16 protein-coding genes and 3 pseudogenes are annotated in these 21,425 nt (G+C 63.7%); 11 read left to right on the top strand and 8 right to left on the bottom strand.

What is annotated here, in order from left to right; translation table 11 throughout:
* The 7 genes and pseudogenes from DB708_RS15315 to DB708_RS15345 form a co-directional block, all read left to right on the top strand.
* A pseudogene (locus DB708_RS15315) lies at positions 1–1,366 on the top strand (ATP-binding SpoIIE family protein phosphatase); the annotation flags it as partial.
* The gene (locus tag DB708_RS15320; RefSeq protein ID WP_108924289.1) at positions 1,366–1,692 is read left to right on the top strand and encodes an STAS domain-containing protein; all 327 of its coding nucleotides are present in this window, start codon (positions 1,366–1,368) and stop codon (positions 1,690–1,692) included. The pseudogene DB708_RS15315 and the gene DB708_RS15320, both read left to right, overlap by 1 nt.
* 50 nt (positions 1,693–1,742) lie before the next feature.
* Positions 1,743–2,078 carry a hypothetical protein gene (locus tag DB708_RS15325; RefSeq protein WP_235616776.1) on the top strand — a complete coding sequence of 112 codons (336 nt, stop codon included), beginning with the start codon at positions 1,743–1,745 and terminating at the stop codon, positions 2,076–2,078.
* 112 nt (positions 2,079–2,190) lie between these two features.
* Complete coding sequence (locus tag DB708_RS15330; protein ID WP_108923148.1) at positions 2,191–2,931, top strand: SDR family NAD(P)-dependent oxidoreductase; 741 nt, start codon at positions 2,191–2,193, stop codon at positions 2,929–2,931.
* A gap of 347 nt (positions 2,932–3,278) precedes the next feature.
* Entirely contained in the window at positions 3,279–4,595 is a 1,317-nt protein-coding gene (locus DB708_RS15335; protein WP_235616777.1) for a cytochrome P450, read from the top strand.
* 71 nt (positions 4,596–4,666) lie between these two features.
* Positions 4,667–6,136: an MFS transporter gene (locus DB708_RS15340; RefSeq protein ID WP_108923153.1), complete on the top strand. Its 1,470-nt coding sequence runs from the start codon at positions 4,667–4,669 to the stop codon at positions 6,134–6,136.
* A gap of 93 nt (positions 6,137–6,229) precedes the next feature.
* Positions 6,230–7,251: pseudogene (locus DB708_RS15345) on the top strand (epoxyqueuosine reductase).
* Here the strand turns inward: DB708_RS15345 and DB708_RS15350 are convergent.
* A pseudogene (locus DB708_RS15350) lies at positions 7,248–7,941 on the bottom strand (DUF899 domain-containing protein). The pseudogenes DB708_RS15345 and DB708_RS15350 overlap by 4 nt on opposite strands.
* A 238-nt stretch (positions 7,942–8,179) precedes the next feature.
* Between DB708_RS15350 and DB708_RS15355 the strand changes: the two are divergent.
* Positions 8,180–8,944 (top strand): class I SAM-dependent methyltransferase, encoded by a 765-nt coding sequence (locus tag DB708_RS15355; RefSeq protein ID WP_108923155.1) that lies wholly within the window; start codon positions 8,180–8,182, stop codon positions 8,942–8,944.
* Between the two features lie 376 nt (positions 8,945–9,320).
* On the opposite strand, the gene DB708_RS15360 is transcribed toward DB708_RS15355, so the two are convergent.
* Positions 9,321–9,992: a cysteine peptidase family C39 domain-containing protein gene (locus DB708_RS15360; protein ID WP_108923157.1), complete on the bottom strand. Its 672-nt coding sequence runs from the start codon at positions 9,990–9,992 to the stop codon at positions 9,321–9,323.
* A gap of 393 nt (positions 9,993–10,385) precedes the next feature.
* Between DB708_RS15360 and DB708_RS15365 the strand changes: the two genes are divergently transcribed.
* Both DB708_RS15365 and DB708_RS15370 read left to right on the top strand, forming a co-directional pair.
* Positions 10,386–12,563 (top strand): glutamine synthetase III family protein, encoded by a 2,178-nt coding sequence (locus tag DB708_RS15365; protein WP_108923159.1) that lies wholly within the window; start codon positions 10,386–10,388, stop codon positions 12,561–12,563.
* Between the two features lie 168 nt (positions 12,564–12,731).
* On the top strand, positions 12,732–13,862 hold the full coding sequence (locus DB708_RS15370) for a hypothetical protein (protein ID WP_108923161.1): 1,131 nt from the start codon (positions 12,732–12,734) through the stop codon (positions 13,860–13,862).
* On the opposite strand, the gene DB708_RS15375 is transcribed toward DB708_RS15370, so the two are convergent.
* The 3 genes from DB708_RS15375 to DB708_RS15385 all read right to left on the bottom strand — a co-directional run bounded on the left by DB708_RS15375 (position 13,863) and on the right by DB708_RS15385 (position 18,031).
* A complete protein-coding gene (locus DB708_RS15375; RefSeq protein ID WP_108923163.1) occupies positions 13,863–15,422 on the bottom strand; it encodes a serine/threonine-protein kinase in 1,560 nt (519 codons plus the stop codon).
* A 283-nt stretch (positions 15,423–15,705) separates the two neighbouring features.
* Positions 15,706–17,517: a serine/threonine protein kinase PknE gene (locus DB708_RS15380; protein ID WP_108923165.1), complete on the bottom strand. Its 1,812-nt coding sequence runs from the start codon at positions 17,515–17,517 to the stop codon at positions 15,706–15,708.
* 175 nt (positions 17,518–17,692) lie between these two features.
* Positions 17,693–18,031, bottom strand: coding sequence for a hypothetical protein (locus DB708_RS15385; protein WP_108923167.1), 339 nt, complete (start codon positions 18,029–18,031; stop codon positions 17,693–17,695).
* A 347-nt stretch (positions 18,032–18,378) separates the two neighbouring features.
* Here DB708_RS15385 and DB708_RS15390 point away from each other — a divergent pair, with 347 nt between their 5' ends.
* On the top strand, positions 18,379–18,864 hold the full coding sequence (locus tag DB708_RS15390) for an SRPBCC family protein (protein WP_108923169.1): 486 nt from the start codon (positions 18,379–18,381) through the stop codon (positions 18,862–18,864).
* A gap of 41 nt (positions 18,865–18,905) precedes the next feature.
* Here DB708_RS15390 and DB708_RS15395 read toward each other — a convergent pair whose 3' ends face one another.
* The 3 genes from DB708_RS15395 to DB708_RS15405 all read right to left on the bottom strand — a co-directional run bounded on the left by DB708_RS15395 (position 18,906) and on the right by DB708_RS15405 (position 21,399).
* Positions 18,906–19,625 carry a pyrimidine reductase family protein gene (locus DB708_RS15395; protein WP_108924293.1) on the bottom strand — a complete coding sequence of 240 codons (720 nt, stop codon included), beginning with the start codon at positions 19,623–19,625 and terminating at the stop codon, positions 18,906–18,908.
* 35 nt (positions 19,626–19,660) lie between these two features.
* Positions 19,661–20,101 (bottom strand): flavin reductase family protein, encoded by a 441-nt coding sequence (locus DB708_RS15400; protein ID WP_409347612.1) that lies wholly within the window; start codon positions 20,099–20,101, stop codon positions 19,661–19,663.
* 170 nt (positions 20,102–20,271) lie between these two features.
* Positions 20,272–21,399 (bottom strand): FAD-dependent oxidoreductase, encoded by a 1,128-nt coding sequence (locus DB708_RS15405; RefSeq protein WP_108923173.1) that lies wholly within the window; start codon positions 21,397–21,399, stop codon positions 20,272–20,274.
* Positions 21,400–21,425 lie beyond the last annotated feature (26 nt).

A 21,425-nucleotide genomic window follows, 5' to 3' on the forward strand; every position in this document is an offset into this window, starting at 1 on the left:
CCTCCCGCACAACGGAATTCGTATCTGTTGGCGAGTTTGCGCAGTGGGCGGATCTGCCATCACAAACCCGGGAGCTGCTCGCCGCGTTGCGCGACGGTGATCTGCTGACCCCCAACACGACCAAGCCCGGGACGGCGGCCATCGCGCTGCAGCATCCCGAGGGCGTGCTCGTCGTGTGGATCGATCTGGCCGAACAACGACCATTCACTCTCGAGGACCAAACCTTGCTCACCGTGTTGGCCGGCCGCCTCGGCCAGGGCCGCAACGGGTGCATCAAGTTGACCAGCAGCGTGAGACAGCCCTGGCGCTGCAACACGCGATCCTGGGCCCCGCCGATCTGCCGCATGGCTTCGCGGTTCGCTATCAGGCCGCCACCCGCCCCCTGCAAGTTGGCGGTGACTGGTACGACCTTGTCGACCTGGATGACGGACGCATCGCGTTGATCGTTGGCGACTGTGTCGGTCATGGCCTCGCCGCCGCCACCGTGATGGGACAGGTACGCAGCGCCTGCCGGGCGCTGCTGTTCGACAATCCCAGCCCCGCGGCCGCCCTGGAGGGGCTCGATCGCTTCGCCGCGCGGTTGCCCGGGGCCCAATGCGCCACCGCTATCTGCGCAGTGCTCAACCCGGACACCGGCGAGCTGGTGTATTCCAGCGCTGGGCACCCGCCGCCCATTGTCGTCCACGCCGATCGCACCACCCAGATGCTCGAGGGTGGCCACACCATTGCCTTGGGAGTGCGACCCCATCGCCCCCGCCCAGAGGCCCACGTGATTGTCCCGGCGCGCTCGACCTTGCTGCTGTACACCGATGGTCTGGTCGAGCGACGCCGGAGACCACTAGACGACGGCATCGGCGGCGCCGCCGCCCTGGTTGCCGAGGGTCTCGGGTCATCGCTGGACGATTTGGCGGATCAGGTGATGTCCCGGCTGGCGCCAACCGGGGGCTATCAGGATGACGTTGCCCTTTTGCTCTACCGCCATCCCTCCCCGCTGGAGCTGAAATTTCCCGCCGATGCCAGCAATCTCGCTCCGGCTCGAAAAGCCTTGCGCAGCTGGTTGACCCGGGTCCGGCTGGATCCGGAGCAGACGATGAGCGTGCTCATTGCTGCCGGCGAAGCCGTCGCCAACGCCATCGAGCACGGTCACCGCGACCGGCAAGGTGGCACGATTGCCATGGGCGCGACCGCACTCGTCGACGAGGTGCAGTTGACCATCACCGACAGCGGCTCCTGGATACCTCCGCAGCCCGAGGCCAACCCACATCGCGGTCGCGGCATCACCCTGATGCGAGGACTCATGCACGATGTCACGATCGACCCCGACCCCGACGGAACAACAGTTCAGCTATCCGTAAGGATCACATGATGGCCACGTCGCTCACCCTCGACACCGTGCGCTCCGACGATGGAAAACTCGCGCTGGTCGCGGCAGGCGAAATCGATCTGAGCAACATCGAAGCGTTCGACCAGGCCCTCGGCACCGCCACGGCCGAAGTTGTGGGCAGCGGCCAATCGCTCATCGTCGACCTCAGCGATGTGCAGTATTTGGACAGCGCTGCCATCAACGCTCTGTTCACGGTGGCCGACCACATCCACGTCATTGCCCACCCGCTGCTGATGCGCAGCCTCACCCTGAGCGGCTTATCCGAACTGGCTACCGTCGAAGCCGCGCGACCGCCAGCGCAGAATTGACGCTTCGCTGGTAGTCCGGGGCGGTTTGTTGGCCGAGGTGTATCTCGCGCGTGACCTTCCCGCGACAGCGGCAAAGGACGCTCGTCATCATGGCGGTTTTTGCGGTGATCTGTGCGCTCGCGACCACGACATGCCTCGGCTACTACGTCGGTCGGCGCTCGGATGCAACGCCGTCGACCTGGCGGAAGCGTACTAGTCGGGTCGCGATAGGCAGACTCGGGATGAGCTTCGTCATGCTGGTGGCCGCACGCCGCCTTCGCCGGAGCCTTCTGGCGCAGCGCCTGCTCCGCGACGCGCTGGCCGTTTCCGGCCTGAGATCCGTTGAGCCGCTTGAACTCTTGCGAAGCGGTGTTGCTGTCGTATTGAGGCGCACCAGCCTGGTGTGAATAGCCCGGGGCCCCTGGTGGTGTGCGCTCCCGCGAGAGTTGCTTTGCTAGTCGCATGCCCCGCGCGACGCGGCAGGTGGGCGGATCGCGGTTGGAGAGGACGAGAACTGTTATGACAGCACTGCAAGGCAAGGTCATCCTCGTGACCGGCGCCTCGTCGGGTTTGGGCGCTGAAACAGCAAAGCTGCTTTCCCGGCAGGGCGCAACGGTTTTCGGGATAGCCCGGGATACCGCACGCTTGGCCGAGGTATTCGCCGACGTAGCCCGTGGTTCATATGCATCGGTGGACGTCGGCTCGGCGCAGGCCTGCACGGACGCGGTCGAGCAGTGCGTCCGGGAGTTCGGCGGACTCGACGTCCTGGTCAACATCGCCGGGAAGCACCAGATGCGCCGAACGGAGTCGATGACCGACGACGACTGGACACAGGACCTCGCCGTCAATCTGAACGGCCCGTTTTACCTGTGCAGGGCGGCGCTGCCGGTGCTGCTGAAACGAGGAGGCAACATCGTCAACGTCGCCTCCATTGCCGGCGTCGAAGGCCAGGCTTACTCGGCCGGCTACTGCGCTGCTAAGCATGGGCTGATCGGGCTGACTCGGGCTTTGGCGGTGGAGTACACCGCGGATCGCTTGCGCGTCAACGCGGTCTGCCCCGGCGGCATGCTCACGCCGCAACTCGAACAGTTCAGTGCGCCAGAGAATCCGAACTACGACCTGATCATGCGCACGGCTTCACCGCGCGGCATGATGGCGCCTCTCGACGTCGCGAACGTTGTCGCGTTCCTTGCCAGCGATGCCGCAGCCGCCGTCCACGGTGCCGTCTACCGGGTCGACAATGGCAAGGGTGCTGGCTAATCGTCATTGGCTCGTTTGAGCCTGTCGACATCGAGGCGGGCAACCACACAGCTGTGGTGTGCTCAGCGCGGCGGTGCGGTCGCGAGCCCGCTGCTCTAGTACGGAGCAGACCTGGATGTTCTCTTGGCGCTCGAAATCGAATTTGCCAATATGCTCTTCTCGTGTAGCGTTGAAACTGTTTGCGAGTCAGGGCGGTTCGGTGATGCAGCTGGCGATCGATACTCACCGGCCCAATAACGCATTCGGTCTGATAAAAGATAGTTGATCGCGCGGTATCTGCCTCTCTCTCGGGTGATAGATAATTGCCGCGGATACGCTTGTGGCGAGAGGTCTGTTACGTTTCTCTGATGGGCATGGCGGTGTCGGTCAAAGACCGTATGCATTGGCTGACGGGGGCGGGCGTTACTCGTTTGGCGGTGAAACTCGCGGCGCGTCAAGGTGATCCGGTATTGCAGCTGTTCGTTGATGAACATCGCAAGAACATATATGAATTGGTCGACGATATACGAACACGCGGGCGCATTGTTCGGTTCGCAGGTGGTGGCCTGATAACCGCGGATATGCGAATCATCCGTGAAATCTTTCGAGACGACCGGTTTCGGACTATCAAGCCACAGGATCAGGCCCCGTTTCGCCTCGTACGGTGGATCTTGGACAAGACCGATCCCAACGTACTGGACGCTACTAAACCGCCGTCGATGCTGATGTCTGATCCGCCAGAACATGCGCGGTTACGTCGCTTGGTGTCGCAGGCATTTACGCCGCGTGCGATCGAGAGGCTGCGCAGCCGGATTCAAACGATCGCCAACGGACTGTTGGACGACCTGGAAGATGCGGCCGAATGCGACCTGGTCGCCGGTTACACCTCTCGGCTTCCCATTGAGGCCATCGCTGAAGTGCTGGGAATACCGAGGGAGGAGATCTCACATCTGGATGCGGTGAGCGAGCATGCGACCCGATTGCTTTCTGGCGCAGCGCCGGCCTGGCGGGACTTTCAGGCAGCCATCAATACGGCGCGCGAATTCGAGCCGTACCTTGCGATGCATATCGAGCAGCTGCGTCAGCGTGGCAACGACGACAGCATCATGGCGGGCATTGTGCGGGCAGGCGACCTGTCCGAACGCGATGTCCGGGTGTTTGTGATGTTGTTGCTCGCCGCGGGGATCGTCACAACAACCAATGTCATGGGCAATGGTGTCTCCATACTGCTTCGGCACCCCGATCAGTTGGCTAGCCTTCAAGCACATCCTGAGGGCTGGCCCAATGCCGTGGAAGAGGTATTGCGCTACGAGACTTCCATCCCGTTGGGGGTGCGGGTCGCTACGGAAACTCTGGAACTTGGGGGTCAGAATTTTCGACCCGGACAAGCCATATTGTTTTTGCTCGGTGGAGCCAACCGTGATCCGGCGGTCTTCGAACGTCCTGGAGAATTCGATATCACCCGTGCTAATGCACGCGAACATATCAGCTTCGGCAGCGGTATCCACGCTTGCTTGGGGGCGGCGCTAGCGCGGATGGAACTGGATATTGGCTTGCAGTCGCTGTTTGCTCGTTTCCCCGATCTGGCCCTGGCCGGTGACCCCGCGCTGAATGCCAGCATGGCACTAAACGGACTCAAAAACCTACCCGTGCGCCTGCGGCCCAGCCCGCTGCTGAGTCGGTAGCTTCCTCGTTTCACCGGAGGCTACCGACGCTCGTAGCGGGTAACGCCGTACCCACCCAGAACGGACACGACATGAGCCCAGGCGTTCAAACGAAAACCATCACGACACAGGTGCCGGCGCGACTGGACCGGCTGCCGTGGTCGCGGTTTCACTGGCGCGTCGTTTTGGGCCTTGGCGGGGTATGGATCCTCGACGGACTCGAGGTCACGATGGTCGGCAACGTGTCGGCCCGGCTGACCGAGAAGGGCAGCGGCATCGAGCTCAACCCGGCGCAGATCGGCTACGCGGCGGCAATCTATATCACCGGGGCGTGCCTGGGCGCGTTGTTCTTCGGGCACCTGACGGACCGGTTCGGACGGCGCAATCTGTTCATCCTGACCCTGGCGGTCTATCTGGTCGCCACCGTCGCGACGGCATTCGCGTTCGCGCCTTGGTATTTCTTCATCACCCGCTTCTTTACCGGCGCCGGCATAGGCGGCGAATACGCGGCGATCAATTCGGCGATCGACGAGTTGATTCCGGCACGGGTGCGCGGCCGCGTCGACCTGATCATCAATGGCACCTACTGGCTGGGTTCGGCGGCTGGAGCCGCAGGCGCGCTGGTCCTTCTGGACACGTCGAACTTCCCGGCGAACATCGGCTGGCGGCTTGCCTTCGGCATCGGCGCCATCTTCGGCATCTTCGTTCTGCTTGTCCGGCGCAACATTCCGGAGAGCCCGCGGTGGCTGTTCATTCACGGGCGCGACGAGGAAGCCGAGCGGATCGTCGGCGAGATCGAAGAAGATGTGCAGCGAGAAACCGGGCAGCCGCTGCCCGAGTTACAAGGCAAGCCACTGAGGATACGCCAGCGCCAGTCGATTTCATTTCTGGAGATCGGGCGGGTGGCGTTCAAGCTCTATCCGAAACGCGCCGTGCTCGGGCTCGCGTTGTTCATCGGTCAGGCGTTCCTCTACAACGGCGTCACGTTCAATCTCGGCACGCTGTTGAGCACGTTCTACGGCATTCCCTCCGGAAAAGTACCGGTGTTCTTCATCTTTTGGGCAATGAGCAATTTCCTCGGCCCGTTGATTCTGGGGCGGCTGTTCGACACCATCGGCCGCAAACCGATGATCGCCGCGACCTACATCGGGTCCGCGGCCATCGCGGTCGTGCTCGGGGTGCTGTTCGTGAACGACACCGGCGGTGTCTGGACGTTCATCATCGTGCTGGCGGCCGCGTTCTTCCTGGCCTCGGCGGGTGCAAGCGCGGCCTACTTGACCGTCAGCGAGATCTTCCCGATGGAGACCAGGGCGCTGGCGATCGCGTTCTTCTATGCGGTCGGCACCGCGATCGGCGGGATCACCGGGCCCGTGTTGTTCGGCGAGTTGATCAATTCCGGAGATCGCGGTCAGGTGCTCTGGTCGTTTTTGATCGGGGCGATCGTGATGGCGGCCGCCGGCCTGGTTGAGCTGTGGCTGGGGATCGCGGCCGAACAACGCGCCCTGGAAGACCTGGCACTGCCCTTGACGGTGGCCGATGCGGAGAACGACGAATCCGACTGAGGCCGAACCGCTTCGGTAAGTCACACCGGACTTGAGCCGGCGATGCGTTCGTCTACGAAGCGGTCATGCTGAGTATTGTGTAGGATACTCAGCATGACCGAGAGACTCCCTGGCCGGTTGGCGGAACATCCCACGGTGCGGAAGGTTCGAACCCGTCAAACGCAGAAACCCGGCGCACTCGACGCGGATTGGCTGCGCCAGATGTGTCTGCAGGCCGGCGTCGATGACGTCGCGTTCGCCAGCGTCGACAACCCGGATCTGGCCTCGGAGGTCGAGCATGTCGAGGCCGCCTTGCCGGGCACCAAGAGCTACATCTCGCTCGTGGTCAAGATGAACCGCGACAACATTCGCTCGACGGCGCGCAGTGTCGCCAACCAAGAGTTTCACCGCAGTGGTGAGCTGCTCAACGAGGCTGCCTACCGCATCGTCCGTCGGCTTCAGGATTCCGGCTACCGGGTGCTGAACCCGTCGGCAACCTTTCCGATGGAGATGGATAACTACCCCGGCCGGATTTGGGTGGTGGCGCACAAACCCGTTGCCGTCGCGGCGGGCCTGGGCGTCATGGGAATCCACCGCAACGTGATTCACCCAAGTTCGGCAACTTCATTCTGCTGGGCACGATCTTGGTGGACGCGCCGATCACGAGCTACGGCAAGCCGCTGGACTACAGCCCATGCCTGGAATGCAAGCTGTGCGTGGCCGCATGCCCGGTAGGCGCGATCGGAAAGGATGGCAGCTTTGATTGGCTGGCGTGTTCGACGCACAACTACCGCGAATTCATGGGCGGCTTCACCGATTGGGCCCAAACCGTCGCCGACAGTGCCGACGCGGCTGACTTCCGTTCGCGGGTAACCGATTCCGAGAATGCATCGATGTGGCAGAGTCTGTCGTTCAAGCCGAACTACAAGGCCGCCTACTGCCTGGCCGTGTGTCCGGCTGGCGAGGACGTTATCGAGCCGTACCTGGACAACCGCAAGAGCTTCATGGACCTGGTATTAAAACCGTTGCAGGACAAGAAGGAAACTCTGTACGTGCTGCCGAATTCCAAGGCTAAGGAATACGCGGAACGCCGCTATCCACACAAACAGGTGAAGGTGGTCGACGGCGGGCGTTAGCCTTCTGCCCCGTAGGCGTGGGCGATGTCGGGGGAGTCGAGCCAGCCGGAGTAGGTGGGCCGCGACGGCCAACCCTCGGGCGAGTCGAGCCATTCCTCCCTGACGGCCCCAGGGCAACACGTCGATGAGCGGAAACGAGTGACTGAGTTGCTCGGTGCCACGTCCGTTCGTGTGCCAGGTGCGATACACCGTTTCGCCGTCGCGGAGGAACACGTTGACTCCGAAGCCGCCGTCCGGCGGCGCATCGACGTCGGCGCCGAACGGGCTTTGTGACGACGAGTACCACAGCATTCGATTGCCCACCCTGCGCTGGTAGGCGAGTGCCTCCTCGATCGGACCATTGGTGACGATCACGAAGCGGGCGTCGTAGTTGTCGAGAAACTCCAACCGGGTGAACTGCGAGGTGAAACCCGTGCATCCGCCGCACTGCCACTGTGCGCCGTCCGTCCACATGTGGTGGTAGATGATGAGCTGCGATCGGCCACCGAACACGTCGACCAGGCGGATGGGCCCGTCGGCTCCGATCAGGGTGTAGTCCGGCAACTCGACCATCGGCAGACGGCGCCGCTGCGCGGCGATCGCATCCAGTTCGCGGGTGGCGGCCTTCTCGCGCGTGCGCAGTTCGTCGAGCGCGGTGCGCCAGCTCTGCTGATCGACGATTGGCGGCAGGGCTTGCGTGTTCATCGACATGGGATCCACCTTCGCTCTGAAGAATTCTGCGGCTCAAAGGTCTGACTGGCGGTGTACCCGGAATTCATCGCGGAGCACGCGCCGGCAGCCGCTACGGACCGTCACAGCGATTCGGATAAGCGCCGCTCAAAGCTGGGAATTAGCTTTGAATTAGTTTGCCGGACGAGCGCTTGGGTATCCAAATGCGCAGACTTGAAGCGTCACCCGGGGGGCCCTGGGTCCGGAAAGGCACGTAATCATGACCCAGGGATTGATCCCGAACATTGACGATGTGCGGGCAAGGTACGACTTATCCGACGATTTTTTCCGGCTGTTCCTCGATCGGACCCAGACCTATAGCTGCGCGTATTTCGAGCGCGACGACATGACGCTGGAAGAGGCCCAGATCGCCAAGATCGATTTGGCGCTGGCCGAGCTGGATCTGCGGCCCGGCATGACCCTGCTCGACATCGCCTGCGGCTGGGGCACCACCATGCGCCGCGCGGTCGAGAAGTACGACGTCAACGTCGTCGGCTTGACATCGTCCAGTGATCAGGCCGCCTACGTGCAGAAGTTGTTCGACGAGATGGAGACCCAGCGCAGCAAGTGGGTGATGCTGCAGGGTTGGGAGGAATTCGCCCAACCCGTCGACCGGATCGTGTCCATCGGGGCGTTCGAGCACGGCTACGCCCGCTATGACGACTTCTTCGAGATGGCCTACACCGTCCTGCCCGCCGATGGCGTGATGTTCTTGCACACGATGGCCGGTTCGCCGTCCGCTGACCCGATGGAGCAGCACGCGACAGAGGCGGGCTTCATCCTGACCCAGTGCGAGCGGCTGCAGCCGCATTACGCCAAGACCCTCGACCTGTGGACCGAGGCGCTCGAGGCGCATAAGGCCGAAGCCATCGAGATGCAGTCCGAAGAGGTCTACGAGCGATACCTGCACTACCTGACCGGCCGGGCCAACGCGTTCCGCACTGGCCAGATCGACGTCAACCAGGTAACCCTCGAAAAGGACTGATCGTCGACCCGCGATTGCGAAGACTACGACACGGTCAACGAGTCGATAACGATTGACACCTCACCCTGGTTTGCCACCTTGGCCAATGGGAGGGTGGTGCCCGTGAGTGTTCATGTCGACGAACTGGCGCATGCCTCGCGCACGCAATGGATGGACAGACCACCACAACGGTGTGCACGTGGTCACTGGCTGTTGCCGGGACACATGATCGTGGCCAGCATTCCGTGTTCCTGCGGCAGACACGTCTGCTGGGAATGTGAGTGCGGTGCGGCCACCTATGGACCTGAATTGACCGAGTCGTGCAGCTTGTCCACTGGGCGTCGCGGATCCGCGGTGATCGAGTCGGACTCGACGAAAAGCCTGACCTGAACCGGGCTTAACCTGACTTCGTCACGATAGCGGAGTTGTCGTTGGGCGCCCACGCCCGCTCGAAGGTCGCCAGCGGAATCTGCTCATCGCGGCCGGCGTTGATACCGCTGTCGTTGAGATGTACGACTCCGGATTTGGTGTCGATGCCGGTGACCACGACGAAGTGGTTCGCGGCGTCACGATTGCCGGCCCGGTTCCAGATGGTCTCGGCATTGACGAGGGCGATCACCTTGCGCTTGTCCGCGAGAAACTGCTCCAAGGCGATGGTATTGGTCGCGACGTTGTCCGCCCGAATCCAGTAGTGCCAGAGCAGCATCGGCAAATCCCTGATGTCGGTATCACCGGGCGGCTTCCATATCGGGCCGGAACCCGTTGCGCCCGAGATATTTTCGGCAACAACGGTGATTTGCCGTTCGGTGGGCTGCCGGCCGGTGATCTCACCGACGACGTCGGCAACCGCCATCTCCCCACAGTCGGAAGCGTGTTGCCGGCGCCAGAAGGGTGCGGCTGCCGCGGGGTCGCCGTACATCCCCGCCTCGTGGTCGGCGTCCGGGACGGGAGGGCCCGGGGCGGCGTGGGAAGCGCCGGCCCAGGTGACCGATGACGCAGCGGTCATTGCGCATAACACCGCGACGACGCGCGCAGCCGCGGCGACCTTGGTCGTCAGGGTGCGGGCCATCGGTGTCCTTTTCTCGAGCCGCGGTGGCGGCGCGCTGCTGTATTGAGAAAAGGGTCACGGGTCGCCCTCTGCGGAGCATTTAACGCGAAGCCGGTGAAATCGTGGACGAAAACGCGGAAATGTTGCCGTCGTGAGACCGCGCCGTCCGTGCAGGCACCGACCGGTGTCCGGCTCTTTGCATCACCGTGACTTTTGCGCCGCCCCTGCAGTGGCGGGCCGGGCACCATGGGCGCAAGCAGGCGAAGGCCGCGGTCTGAGTTCGTCGTGCACTTGCGACGCTTGGAGCGAATCGTTGACGCGCGCGTAACAAGTTTGGCATCGAAAGTTCCTAGGGTAGGGCGGTCCACCTTCGGCAATGGAAGGTCGTGGACCCCCTCAGCGATAGGAACACCATTGAGCGGAAACGCAGCGCGCCTGCAGGCGATCAACAACGTCGAGGCGTACGTCCCTCCGGCCATTAGCTTCGTCGCCGGTGAGGCTCCCGGCGAGATCTTCGGGGCCAACGTCTTCACCAAGGCCGAGATGCAGGCGCGGCTGCCCAAGTCGGTGTACAAGTCGGTGGTGGCGACGCTCGAAAAGGGCGCCAAGCTCGACTCCGCGGTTGCCGACGCGGTCGCCGTCGCGATGAAGGACTGGGCGCTGGAGAAGGGCGCTACCCACTACGCGCACGTGTTCTATCCGATGACCGGCCTGACCGCCGAAAAGCACGACAGCTTTCTGGAACCCGTCTCCGATGGCCAGACACTCGCCGAGTTCGCGGGTAAGACCCTCATCCAGGGTGAGCCCGATGCCTCCAGCTTCCCGTCGGGCGGGTTGCGGAGCACTTTTGAGGCGCGCGGCTACACCGGGTGGGACGTGACCAGCCCCGCCTATGTCCTCGAGAATCCGAACGGAAACACGCTGTGCATTCCAACGGTTTTCGTGTCGATGACCGGTGAGGCGCTGGACTACAAGACGCCGCTGCTTCGCAGCCAGCAGGCCATGGGTGTGCACGCCGAGCGAATCCTGACGTTGTTCGGTCACAAGGAACTCAACAAGGTCGTGTCCTTCTGCGGGCCGGAGCAAGAGTATTTCTTGGTCGATCGCCACTTCTTCTTGGCGCGGCCGGATCTGCTGAACGCTGGTCGCACGGTGTTCGGCGCCAAACCGCCGAAGGGACAGGAGTTCGACGACCACTATTTCGGCGCGGTGCCCGAGCGTGTCCTCGGCTTCATGATGGACACCGAGCGCGAGCTGTTCAAACTCGGTATTCCGGCTAAGACTCGCCACAACGAGGTTGCGCCCGGCCAGTTCGAGATCGCGCCGATGTTCGAGCGAGCCAACATCGCCTCCGACCACCAGCAGTTGCTGATGACGGTTTTCAAGACGATCGCCAAGAAGCACGGCATGGAATGTCTGTTCCACGAGAAGCCGTTCGCCGGCGTCAACGGATCAGGTAAGCACGTCAACTTCTCGCTGGGAAACTCCGAGCTGGGCTCGCTTCTCGTCCCGGGCGACACCCCGCACGAGAACGCCCAATTCCTGGTGTTCTGCGCGGCGGTGATTCGCGCCGTGCACAAATTCTCCGGCCTGCTGCGGGTGTCGGTCGCGTCGGCCATCAACGATCACCGCTTGGGCGCAAATGAGGCGCCGCCGGCAATCATCTCGATCTTCCTCGGCGAGCAGCTCGCCGACGTGTTCGAGCAGATTGCGAAGGGCGCGGCCACGTCATCAAAGGGTAAGGGCACCATGATTATTGGTGTTGATACGCTGCCGCACCTGCCCACGGATGCCGGCGACCGCAACCGCACCAGCCCGTTCGCCTTCACCGGCAACCGGTTCGAGTTCAGGGCGCCGGGCTCGGGCCAGACCGTGGCCGTGCCGTTGATCGTGCTGAATACGATCATGGCCGACTCGTTGGACTACATGGCCACGGCTCTCGAGCAGGCTGTTGCCGATGGCGAAGGATTCGACGCAGCCGTGCAGAAGATGCTCACCGATATCATCACCGAGCACGGTGCGGTGGTGTTCAACGGGGACGGCTACTCCGAGAACTGGCAGATCGAGGCGGCCGAGCGCGGCCTGCCGAACCTGAAGACCACCTTGGATGCCATTCCGGAGCTGATCAAGCCGGACGCGGTCGAACTCTTTGCGAGGTACGGGGTGTTCAACGAACGGGAGTTGCACAGCCGCTACGAAGTTCGCCTAGAGCAGTACGCGTTGACGATCGGGGTCGAGGCGAAGCTGGCGCTGGAGATCGGGAACACGATCATCCTGCCCGCCGCGGTTCGCTACCAGACCGAACTCGCTCAGAACGTAGCGACAATGAAGCAGGCTGGTGTACAGCCCAGCACCGCTGCGTTGGAAGCGGTTTCGGTCCCACTGGCTGATCTTTCGGCGGCGCTGACCAGTTTGAAAGCAGCCCTGTCGGATCATTCGGGGGAGTCGGCATTCGAAGAGGCAACGCATGCCCAAGAGGTTCTGCTGCCGGCGATGGAGGCGGTGCGTACCGCTGCCGACGAATTGGAATGTGTTGTAGCCGATGACCTGTGGCCGTTACCCACGTACCAGGAGATGCTCTACATCCTCTGAGGGACCAGGTCACCAGTGGATTGGTTAGCAACCGAGCTCAGTCGAGGCAAGGCGCTCATCACGGTCGGCCACCGCATCGCAGATACCGGCACCTAAGCGTCACACTGCGCATGCCGTACCTGACACGTTAAGTTCTGAAGGACGGAGGTCACCCGGTCAGGGGAGAGCATGGGGCCATTTGACGGCGGCCAGCGATGGGCCGCGGCGCTGGAGGCGTATCACGCGCTGTGGAACCTGTGGCGCTCCTCGCAACAGACGTCGGCGGCCCTGCAGAATTGGGAGTCGGCCTGTCGGATGCTCGAAAGTTACTACACCGTTGGCAAAGCCCGCGACGACGCCGACGTCTGTGAGATGCGCCTGCGGTACTTGGAGATCGCCGAGCCGATGCCCCGGCTCGCGGACTTCGTCCAACGGCCTGCCTACGACCGACTGCCCGATGCCCAGCAGCTGCTGACGCAAGCCCGCCACCGATATCAGCTCGCCCGTCGCTGGCACCCCGTGCGTGAACAGCAGCGCCGCAGAGAACTCGAGACGACGAAGGTGCTCTATGCGACGGTGCAGGCCGCCCAGGCCAGAGCCAGGGCTGCCGAGATAGCGCGCCAACGCGAGTGGCAGTCGGGCCGCTGGCCCAAAGGCGTTGTCCTGGACAGCGAAATTTACAACCTCGCTGGCATCGCCGACCAGGTGGAACGGCAGAACGCGAAAATCGAATCCCAGGTGGCCGCCCTGACCGTTCTGTTGCGAACGGGTTTGCGGCACCTCAAAGAGGTGCCGCAGTCTGCTCCGTCCGAATTGGTGGCAAGCGTCGAACGGGAGCTGACGGCGATGCCGTTGCCGTGCAACATCACCCCCGCACTCACGGTTGACTACTCGCCGGCCACCCGCCGATTGGTGCTCGAGTATGAACTGCCCGTGGTGAGTGTCGTCCCGCACGCCAAGGCGTACCGGTACGTCAAGAGCCAGGAGACGGTCGTCGCGACCGCGCGGCCGGTGGGTCAGCTAAAAGCGTTGTACGCGCGCATCATTGCGCAGCTTACGCTGCTATCGCTGGCGACTGCTTTCCGAATCGACGGCGGCCGCGGATTCGAGGTGGTGATCTTCAACGGTGTGGTCGAAACGACGGATCCGAGCACTGGTCAACCGACCCGGTCGTGCTTGATCGCGGTGCGCGCCGACGCGGACACCTTCGCCGGTATCGACCTCGAAGACGTCGATCCATCCGTCTGCCTGAAACGTCTGGGGGCGAAGGTGTCGACGGATCCGACAAAGTTCGTGCCAGTGCCGCCACTGGTCGAATGATCAGCCGTAGGCATCCCACCACGTGTGCAAGTCTTCGACGGTGGCCGGGTCGCCGGCAACGTCGCTGAGCATCAGCTTTTCCTCGTTGGTCCAAATCACGATGGGGTGGCCGTTGTAATGGCCGCACGCGACCAAACCGGCCATCTCGTTGGGGGTTTGGTCGTAGTGCCAGCTCACGGGCGAGGCTTCCTCGCCGGGGCAGTTCACCAGGCTGACGTTGCCGATGTCGTCGGTGAAGGCCTTCTTCAGCCGATTCGGTGTCGGGAACAGCCCGTAGGTGGCATGACTGGGGCCGCCGGGCTGGGTGTTCTGCCCGCATGTCACCAATGCCACGGCACTGGTCCAAATGCTGCCCGATTCCGGCGTGGCCGGTGTGCAGGTGCCGGCAAGGTAGCCCTGCGGTAGCAGGCTGAATAGGCGGGCTTGATCATTGTTGGGAGCTTGGCTGGACGGCACCGGAGTTTTCACCCCGCCAGCCTTCGACGCTTGCTGGCCGGCGGGTTTCACCGTCAGCCAGATGCCGACTACCGCGATGACGACCACGACGACGACGCCGGCTGTCACCAGGATCGGCCAGAGGTTGCGTCGGCGCGGCGTTCCCGGTTGGTCAGGTCCGACGATGCCTGGCGCGGTCAACGGCGGCGGTGGACCGCCTGGTTGGGTGAATTGCGGCCTCGCCGAGGTGTCGCTGCGGCGCAGGATGGTGGCGGCACGGTCGCGTTCCGGTCTGGAAAGCGCGTCGTGCGCGGACTCGGCCAGGTCGCCGGCGCTGGCATAGCGTTCGATCGGGTCCTTGGCCATGCCGACCGCGATCACGTTATCGAAAGCCTGGTCCACCCCGAGGCCTTCTGCGCTGGGCCGCGGGATGGGTTCCATCATGTGGGAGGTGACCAGCATGGCGGCGGTGTCGGCGCGGTATGGAGGTTCGCCGGTCAAGCATTCGTACAGCACACAGGCCAACGCGTAGACGTCAGCACGGGGTGTCACCTCGTTCTCCGAAAACCGTTCGGGGGCCATGTATTTCCAGGTGCCCACCGCGGTACCCAGTTGAGTGAGTTTCTCATCGGTTTTCGCGCTGGCGATTCCGAAATCGACCAGATACGCGAAGTCGTTGCCGGTGATCAGGATGTTCTGCGGTTTGACGTCGCGGTGTGTCACCCCGGCGGCGTGCGCGGCATCCAGCGCCGATGCGATCTGATGGATGATTGCCACTGCCCGGGGCGCGGGCAGTGGCCCGTCCCGCTCGAGCAGACTGCCCAGATCGATGCCCTCGATCAGGCGCATCTCCAAATACAGTTGCCCGTCGATTTCGCCGTAGTCGTGGATTGGGACCACGTGAGGCTCGAGCAGGCGCCCAGTGATGCGGGCCTCGCGTTCCATCCGCTTGCGAAACACGGGGTCCTGGCTGAAGGCCACCGACATCAGTTTGACCGCCACCGTCCACTTTTTGACGGTGTGCTCGGCTTCGTAGACCTCGCCCATCCCGCCGCGGCCCAGCAGTCGTTTGAGGTAGTAGGGACCGAACATCGTCCCCAACCGCGAGCCCTGCGCGCCGGTCATCGCTGACTCCTATTCACGGTCTGGCAACCATCACGGTATGGCGCGACCAATCCTCACCGCTCGAAAACTACAACATCGCGGTGGCGCCTGCGCGAGCGTGCTACCCCAACTTTGCCGGACGGCGCAGTGGCGCATGACGCGGTTGAGTGAGACATGTTCTGCCACAAGAAAGTCCATCAGGATCCTCCGTGTGAGGATTTTGCGCTTCCGGAAATGTGTGGGGGACCGTCGAATTGAGTTGTCAAGCACACCGTCGGTGCAAGAGCACACAGGCGACCTCGGACTACCCGAGAAGCTTGGTCAGCCAGGTCGCGTCTTGGTAGTTGAGGGACTTGGTACCGTCCCAGACGAACGGCGTCCCAGAGGCATTGAACCCGGCCAGCGTCGTGTCGCCGGACTCCGCTTTTGCCTTGGCGGTGGCCATGTCCCCGCCGGATTTGATGCAGTTGATCGCGTCGGCGTCGACGCCGCCGGTTTTGGCCAATTGCGCTAGTTCGCCGTCGGTCCGATCTTCCGCGGCACCCTCTTGCGGCTGGAAGGCGCTGGCGAAGATTCCCGAGTAGAAGCTCATGTAGAGCTTCGGGTCGTTCTGGGCCGCGACGCAGTAGGTTGCCGCCACCGCGCGAGTCGAGTAGTTCTGACTGTGCGACTTGTCGTCGAGGAAGTTCAGCAGGTGGTAGCGCACCGCGAGTTTCTTGTTGTTCACCGCGGTTTCGATGTCGCCCGCATTCGACCGGATGAAGCTGCCGCACGGCGGGCAGATGGGCTCGTTGAAAATATCGATCGTCACCGGTGCGGCCGAGCTGCCGACCAACACTCCGTCATCGAGGACGCGGAGCTCGACCGCGTCGCTCGCCGCGGGCGGTTTCGACCCGCCCGGCCCCGACGACCGCCAGGGTTGGGCGACAACGAGGACGGCGCCCACCACCGCGACGACGACAAAAGCCGCAAGGCTGACCCATAGCCAAGCGTTACGCGATGCACGGGGCGCCGGTTGCCCCCACGACGGCGCCACCACGCTGCCGGCATCGCCAGTACCCCAGCCGGGAGCGCCCGGCCATCCCGTCTGTGCGGGGATCGGCCCGCTCGGCGGAAACGGTGTCCCGGTTGCCGACGCGGGCCAACCCGGGCCCTGGGGCGGTGTCTGGCTCGCCATGGCGGGGGGAGCGGGCGGAAAGCCGGTGGGCGCCTGACCCGCGAACGCGGCCGGTAGTTCGGCGGCCTGGCTGCGCTGCAGAATGTCGGTTGCCCGATCCTGGTCGGGCGTGGCCAGGGCGGCGTACGCGGCCGCCGACAGGTCCCCGCAGGTGGGATAGCGGTCCAGCGGGTCCTTGGCCATGCCGCGCGCGATCACTTGGTCGAAGGCGGCCGGAATGCCTGGCCGCGCGGCACTGGGTCGCGGAATCGCCTGGTGCAGGTGCGTGCTCATCACGCTGATCTGATCGCCCTGGTAGGGCGGAGATCCGGTCAAGCACTCATACAGAACGCAGGCCAGCGCATAGATATCGGCTCGGTAGGTGACGTCGGAGTCGCTGAACCGTTCCGGGGCCATGTATTTGAAGGTGCCCACCGTGGTGCCGAACTGGGTCAGCTTCTCATCGGAGGTGGCGCTGGCGATACCGAAGTCGACCAAATAGGCGAAGTCGTCCCCGCTGACCAGAATGTTCTCCGGTTTGACGTCGCGATGCATCACGCCGGCAGCGTGCGCGGCGTCGAGTGCGGAACCGATCTGGCGCAGGATCGCGACCGCGCGTGGCGGTGTCAGCGGTCCGTATCGGCTCAAGATCGTCGCAACGTCCCGGCCGTCGATCAGGCGCATGTCCACATAGAGCTGTCCGTCGATTTCGCCGAAATCGTGAATCGGGACGACGTGTGGTTCCTGCAGCCGTCCAGCGGTGCGGGCCTCGCGCTGCATGCGGGTGCGGAAGACCGGGTCGCTGGACAGCGTCTGCGACATCAGCTTCAGCGCGACGACCCGCTCGCGGACCGTGTCCTCGGCCTCGTAGACGTCGCCCATCCCGCCACGACCCACCAGTCGCCGTAGCAGATAGGGCCCGAACTGCGAGCCCTCCCGCGAACCCGCGGTGTCACCCATTGCCGACTCCTCCATGCCAGGCATAAGGCTAATAGTTTGGGCCAGCCGGGGGCACGGTGAATAGAGAGAATGCCGGTGATTTCAATATTCCGGGCTTAAGGCACCGGTGGCGGTGGCAAAGCCGCCCGCTAATCGCGGCCGTAATGCGGATCACCCGGCGTCGGTCAATTCCTGCTCAGCGGTGCTCTTCGTCGCCTGTTCGGCTTTCACGGAGGCCCTCCCTCGACAACGCCCTGAGAAAGCCGTATGCGTGCATCCCGGTTTTGCCGGGATTCCGCACGATCCATTCGTTGATGCTTCCCAGCGCCGTGGCTAAATGGTCGCGTTTGATCCGCACCAGGTAGGTCTGTCGATCGTCGTCGGGATCGTCGCTGGATTCGGCTACCGCAACGGGATTTTTGAACGCGTAGGCAATGCCGTGCACGGAATCATGATTGAGCGCCCAGTGAAGTTCGTTGGGCCGCAGTCCGTTCACCGCAATGTTGCGGTAGCCGTCGTCGTCTGAATTGCTCACCTGGCCGATGGTCCTCCTCCGGAAACGCGAGAAAGTAAATGACGGTGGGCGCAAGATGAAGTCGCACAGGCAATTCGACGACCGTTTGAACGTGTGTCACCGCACCGAAACCGGGCGCTTGCCTGGGTGTCGTCGGTGGCACGCCGAATCGGGGCATGGGCCCCGACGTTCTGCCGGGAATTGCACCGCCTCATCTATCCACCGTGGCACAGCACCGTGGTCGGCGCCATCGGAGCGCAACAGCGCAGGCGGCGATGCAACCGTTGCGGGGCATCCGGTTTCGCACCTCAGCGGGCGCGAGCGTCGTAGAGTAGCCCGCGACCCATCACCGTTTGCTGGGAGGACGCATGACCGAACGTATCGAGATTCAGCGCACGATCCCGGCACCGGCACCCGATATCTTCGGGCTGTTGTGCGATCCGCAGGGCCACGTGGCCATCGACTCGACGGGGATGCTCCAAGACGCCGACGGCGACCCAGTAGGCGCGGCCGGCGACAGCTTTGTCGTCCATATGGACCGTGCGGCACTCAACGACTATCCACAGCTCGGCAGGTACGACGTCACGGTCGAGATCAAGGAGTTCGAACCCGACCGACTGATCTCGTGGACGGTTCTCGGCCAGCTTCGCCCCCAGATCGGTCACGTCTACGGGTTCCAGCTTGAGCCGGCCGAGGATGCGGCGGCCACCGTCGTCACCTCGTTCTACGACTGGTCGAAGATCGACCCGAAGTGGCGCGAAGCCGGAATTTTCCCGGTGATCTCCGAGGGCGCCCTGCGGGCGACGCTGGGCATTCTCGACCGCACCGTGCGCCGGGGATACCCGCGGGGTTAACCGGCCGGGCCGCATCGGCGCCCGCCCAAAACGGTTCGCAATCAGCGGCGATACTTCAAGAACAGGTAGTCGTCATAGACCAATGCGTGTTTGAGGCGCAACGTGGCAGGTAGCGGCAATCGCGACGGCTGCTGTCGGTGGTCGATCGGTTGGCTAGCCGCCAGCTTGGGAGCCAGCGTTACGCAGACCTCCACCACGACGTCGGCGTCCACGAGCTCGTCGAGCAGGGTTGGCCCGCCCTCACAGAGGACTCGGGACAGTCCGTGTGAGCGCAGCAGGGCAACAGCGCGCCTGACGTCCACGGTGTCCTCACCCGCCACCAAGACGCCGCATCGTTGATCGCTGCTGCTGTTGTGCCGCGCGGCAGTCTCCGCGCAGGTCACCAGCAGGGGTGGCTGGCCGGGGTCGCTGACCAGTATGGTCGGCAGTTCGCCGGTTTGGCTGATCACGGCAATGGGGGGCGGCTTGCTCTTGCCGTCCTGTTGGCGTTGGGCAAGTTGTGCGTCGCTGAGCCGCACCGGACCGTAATTCTCGGCGCGCGCGGTGGCCGCGCCGACCAGAACGACGTCGGCGAACCCTCGCAGGATCTTCAGCAGTTGTTGGTCGGTCTGACTCGACAACGGCCCGGCGCGACCGCCGAACACGGCGGCACCGTCGGCGCTGTAGATCATGTTGACGCGCACGCCCTCTGGGGGCTCGGCATAGAACGACGCGAGTTCAAAGACGTCGTTGACCGTGCCCACGCGCGGCGAATCGTTCACCGTGTCCGCTTGGCGGCGGTAACGATCGGATGCGGTCATGCCTCGTGGCCCGGGTCAAGCGAGCGCACATCTTCGAAGGACACCCATTGCTCCTCGTCGGTCGGTGGGTCACCGTCCAGCGGTTCCAGCAGATGCCCGACGTGATCGCCGAGCGGAACCCGATCGACGATCTTGCCGACGAACCAGGCGGCCGCATCGTCGAGGATGGGCAGCTGTGCTGGGCCGCGATGCCACCGGCAGCGGTCGAATTTGTTGGTTTCGTCTCCCGTCTGGCTGCCGAACAGTTCGACGACATCGATGTGTTCGATATCGAACACATGTACCGCCAGATGCGTGGCGTTGGCGGCCACCCGGAAGGTGTGGTTCTGCAGGGACAGACCGACCAGAAAGCGCGGCGGAGAGATGCTGGCCTGGCAGGCGAAACCCACCAGGCAGCCAGCCGTGCTGCCGTTGGCCTGCGTGGTGACGACGAACATCGGATAGTTGAGCAGCGCCACCAACTTCTCAAATGCGCTAACCCCCGGCTCGCTCACCCGCTCACTATTCCCCTTCGGCGCGAATTGGAATCACACCGACGGGGATAGCCGTCGCGGCGCCGCTGGACAGGATAGATCGTCACCCGTTCAGTATCGCGAAACCGGCGCTGTTACTTCAGCGGGTCGTTTTCTCGCACTCCGCGATACATGCCCCAGCGGACAACCCCCGGCATCACTATCCGTTGGACTGACCACGCGGGAAGCCGGAACGCTTGCCCGGTGGGTAGGAAGACCTCCAGCCCGTCGGCCTGGATCCCCACCAGTGAACCCCACCGCCGTCCCGGCGTGCGGTAGGTGCGCAGCCGGCGGCCCGTGAACTCGGCACGAATGTTGTGTGCTACCAGCGAATCTCCACGATTGCGCGCCGAGCTGCGCAGCGGGTCGCTCGCCGCGACATCCCCGACGGCGAAGACACCGTGATGGCCGGGAACTTCGAGCTCCGGAGTCACTCGCACGAAGCCGTTCTCGTCGAGCAGGTCGGGTGGCAGCCAGTCGGTGTTGGGTTGTACCCGGCCCACCGCCCAGAGCACGGCGTCGGCGGTGGCCGGCGGTTGTCCGGTGCTCCAATTGATGGGCTCACTGGTGATCTCCTGACCGGCGGAGCCGTTCGAGATCACCGCACGGTGCCCGGGGTGCACGCCAACACCCAATTCGCGGAGCCGACCGCGAATCCGGTTCCAGATCCGCGGGTGATACCCGCCCAAAGCCGCCTCGCCGGGGAAGTACAGGTCGATCCGCTTGTCCGGCCACGTGTTTGCGATGTTCACGGTGCTGCTGACTGCCGCTGCGCCGCCGCCGACGACGATCACCGAGCCGGCGGTGGCCAATTGGTGATGCGCAGCCTGCAGGCCGGCGCCGATCTCATCGGCTGATTGCATGGTCGGTTGCCGCCAGAAACCGTTGGTGACCCCGGTCGAGATCACCAGTGCATCGAACTCCTCGGCGATGGTCTGGCCATCGCCACTGCGCCCGAACACCGTTCGGGCAGCGAAGTCCACATTGGTCAGCGTGGCCTGAATCGTGCGCACTCGATCCAAGCCGCGGAATCGGGCGAACGGAATCCAGTAGTCGCGTGCCCAATCGGTGGGGCGGGAGAGCCGGACGCCGAGCTCCTGGCCACTTACCAGCGCGGACTTGACCGAGATTCCGACGACATCGGCGTGCCGGGACAGGCGGATCGCGGTCAACAGCCCCACATCTCCCAGCCCCGCGACGACGACGCGCTTGCGCGGCGCCATTTAGGCCGAGTTCCGTTGTGCTGCAA

The sequence above is a fragment of the Mycobacterium montefiorense genome, from assembly GCF_003112775.1.
Lineage (GTDB): Bacteria > Actinomycetota > Actinomycetes > Mycobacteriales > Mycobacteriaceae > Mycobacterium > Mycobacterium montefiorense.

Coding starts and splice junctions, on each gene's coding strand:
- DB708_RS15330 (WP_108923148.1), top strand. CDS start 2,191: ATGACAGCACTGCAAGGCAAGGTCATCCTCGTGACCGGCGCCTCGTCG.
- DB708_RS15370 (WP_108923161.1), top strand. CDS start 12,732: ATGGGGCCATTTGACGGCGGCCAGCGATGGGCCGCGGCGCTGGAGGCG.
- DB708_RS15340 (WP_108923153.1), top strand. CDS start 4,667: ATGAGCCCAGGCGTTCAAACGAAAACCATCACGACACAGGTGCCGGCG.
- DB708_RS15335 (WP_235616777.1), top strand. CDS start 3,279: ATGGGCATGGCGGTGTCGGTCAAAGACCGTATGCATTGGCTGACGGGG.
- DB708_RS15375 (WP_108923163.1), bottom strand. CDS start 15,422: ATGACCGGCGCGCAGGGCTCGCGGTTGGGGACGATGTTCGGTCCCTAC.
- DB708_RS15390 (WP_108923169.1), top strand. CDS start 18,379: ATGACCGAACGTATCGAGATTCAGCGCACGATCCCGGCACCGGCACCC.
- DB708_RS15355 (WP_108923155.1), top strand. CDS start 8,180: ATGACCCAGGGATTGATCCCGAACATTGACGATGTGCGGGCAAGGTAC.
- DB708_RS15405 (WP_108923173.1), bottom strand. CDS start 21,399: ATGGCGCCGCGCAAGCGCGTCGTCGTCGCGGGGCTGGGAGATGTGGGG.
- DB708_RS15380 (WP_108923165.1), bottom strand. CDS start 17,517: ATGGGTGACACCGCGGGTTCGCGGGAGGGCTCGCAGTTCGGGCCCTAT.
- DB708_RS15400 (WP_409347612.1), bottom strand. CDS start 20,101: ATGTTCGTCGTCACCACGCAGGCCAACGGCAGCACGGCTGGCTGCCTG.
- DB708_RS15360 (WP_108923157.1), bottom strand. CDS start 9,992: ATGGCCCGCACCCTGACGACCAAGGTCGCCGCGGCTGCGCGCGTCGTC.
- DB708_RS15320 (WP_108924289.1), top strand. CDS start 1,366: ATGGCCACGTCGCTCACCCTCGACACCGTGCGCTCCGACGATGGAAAA.